The sequence below is a fragment of the Longimicrobium sp. genome (assembly GCF_036280135.1).
Lineage (GTDB): Bacteria > Gemmatimonadota > Gemmatimonadetes > Longimicrobiales > Longimicrobiaceae > Longimicrobium.
Genome location: NZ_DASURI010001000.1, coordinates 1 through 2,182, shown reverse-complemented (window position 1 = coordinate 2,182; position 2,182 = coordinate 1). Strand labels below are relative to the sequence as shown.

Sequence of the window (2,182 nt, the reverse complement as noted above, 5' to 3'; positions counted from 1 at the left end):
CCACCTGCCAGCCCAGCTGCGTGCGGCTGTCCTCGAACTCCGGGTCCGCCGCGCCGCTCGTGACGTCCTCGATGGTGTACTGCCCCAGGCCGCCGTGCACGCCCACGTACGGCGTGATGGGCAGCAGCGGCAGGTCGATGAAGTAGTTGGCCTCCGCCAGCACGCCGAACGCGCTGGCCTCGGTGTCCACGTCCGTGGCCTTGCCCGTGGTGTACGCCGACACGCCCACGCCCACGTTGAACGGCAGCACCAGCTCGGCGCCCACGCTGAAGCCGTCGGCGGCGGGCGTCTGGTCCTCGTCGGCGTCGCTGGCGTTGAACAGGTAGTGCCCCTTGAGCGCGAACCCGCTCTGCGCCTGCGCCGTGCCGGCCGACAGCGCCACGGCCGCGGCCGCCAGCAGCGGAATGATCTTCCGCATCTTTGTCATCCCCCGTCTCTGGTTCCGGTGGGAGCGCGGCCGCGTTGCACGCCGGCCGCGCTCGTCCATCGGCTCCGTGTATCCGCCTGCGCCCCACAAAGTTCCCTGCGCCCGTATCAGCGAACGCCCAGGAGCTCCACCTCGAAGCGCAGGGTGCTGTTGGGCGGGATGGGGCCAATGGCGCGCGACCCGTACCCCAGCTCCGGCGGAATCACCAGCGTGCGGCGGCCGCCCACCTTCATCCCTGCCACGCCCTCGTCCCAGCCGCGGATTACCTGGCCGGCGCCCAGGCCAAACTGGAACGGCTGCCCGCGGTCGCGGCTGCTGTCGAACTTCTTGCCGTCCAGCAGCGTGCCCGTGTAGTGCACGCTCACCGTCTGCCCGGACTTGGCCTCGGGCCCATCGCCCACGGCGTCGTCGCGGTACTGCAGCCCCGAGGGCGTTGTCGTCATCCCTTCATCCGCCACGCTTGGTCCTTTCGTCTGCCGCCGCGCCGCGCGGGCGTGGCGAACGTGTCTCGTCAGGTACGGCTCAGGACAGGATGGGACGCATCGCACGAATCGCGCAACACGGGTCGGGGGGGGCGGATGGCAGCGAGCCGGACGACGATGGGCCGGATCGGATGGGGATGGACGGCATCTGCCACGGGCGAGGGCCCCCACCCCCCGACCCCCTGCCCCCGCTTCGCGGGGGAGGGGGAGACCTTCATCGCGTGACGATGGGTGCCCCGGTGCAGCGCGTTCGTCGAAGTATACACCCTCTCCCGCGCAGTTTGCGGGAGAGGGACGCGAGGAACGAGCGGGGTGAGGGCCCGAGCCGGGTGAGGGCCCGCATTTGACCGGCCGGTGGCGCAAACGTACTCTACGCCGGGTCCACCGCCGTCCTCCTTCCTCCCGAGCCGCACCCCATGAGCCTCCTTCGCGCCCTGGCCGCATCGCTCGCCCTGTCGTCCCTCGCCCCCGCGCTGGCGCACGCGCAGCCGGCGTACACGGCGCAGCAGCGCGCCCGCGACAGCACCGAGGCGCTCGCCGCCTTTCGCGGCAACATCGGCGCGATCCACGGCCGCGACCGCGCCGCGTACCTGCGCTACTACCTGCAGAGCCCGCGGCTGGCGCGCACGGGCCCCGGCGGCGTGAGCTGGGGCTACGAGGGGATGACGGGCGGCGACCCCAACGCCTGGCCGGACACGCTCGTGGCCACACACCTGGAGGTGGTGCCCCTGGCGCCGGGCGTGGTGTACGGCACGTACCGCTACCGCGTGGTGCAGGGCGGCAGCCAGCGCGGCGTGTCGGAGCGCGTGCTGGTAAAGCAGCCGGACGGCAGCTGGAAGATCGCCGTCAGCACGGCGTTCGGCGCGCCGGGCGACGGGCCCGTGCCGGCGTACGCGTTCACGGGCGCCACGGTGATCGACGGCACCGGCGCGCCCGCGCGGCGCAACGCGACCGTCGTCATGCGCAACGGGCGGATCGCCTGCGTGGGCGACTGCGCGCTGGGGCCGGACGTGGAGACCATCGACGCGCGCGGCAAGTGGATCATCCCCGGCCTCATCGACGCGCACGTGCACTACTCGCAGACGGGCTGGGCCGATGGCCGCCCCGACGCCGAGGACGTGCGGGCGCGCTTTCCGTACGACAGCACCGTCGTGCAGCTGGAGGCGCACCCCGAGCGGTTCTTCCGCAGCTACCTGTGCGCGGGCGTCACGGGCACGTTCGACGTGGGCGGCTACCCGTGGACGTGGCCCCTGCGCCAGCGCGCCGAGGCCAG

The 2,182-nt window shown here is 72.8% G+C and carries 3 protein-coding genes; 1 reads left to right on the top strand and 2 read right to left on the bottom strand.

Annotated features, from left to right (window positions below; translation table 11 throughout):
• Together VFZ20_RS32075 and VFZ20_RS32070 are read right to left on the bottom strand one after the other, a co-directional pair.
• A partial coding sequence (locus VFZ20_RS32075; RefSeq protein ID WP_329688059.1) for an outer membrane beta-barrel protein occupies window positions 1-418 on the bottom strand: 418 nt, incomplete at its 3' end.
• Between the two features lie 116 nt (window positions 419-534).
• Window positions 535-870 carry an FKBP-type peptidyl-prolyl cis-trans isomerase gene (locus tag VFZ20_RS32070; protein ID WP_329688058.1) on the bottom strand — a complete coding sequence of 112 codons (336 nt, stop codon included), beginning with the start codon at window positions 868-870 and terminating at the stop codon, window positions 535-537.
• Window positions 871-1,325: 455 nt separating this feature from the next.
• Between VFZ20_RS32070 and VFZ20_RS32065 the strand changes: the two genes are divergently transcribed.
• Window positions 1,326-2,182 (top strand): amidohydrolase family protein (locus VFZ20_RS32065; protein ID WP_414682968.1); only part of this gene is annotated, 857 nt, incomplete at its 3' end.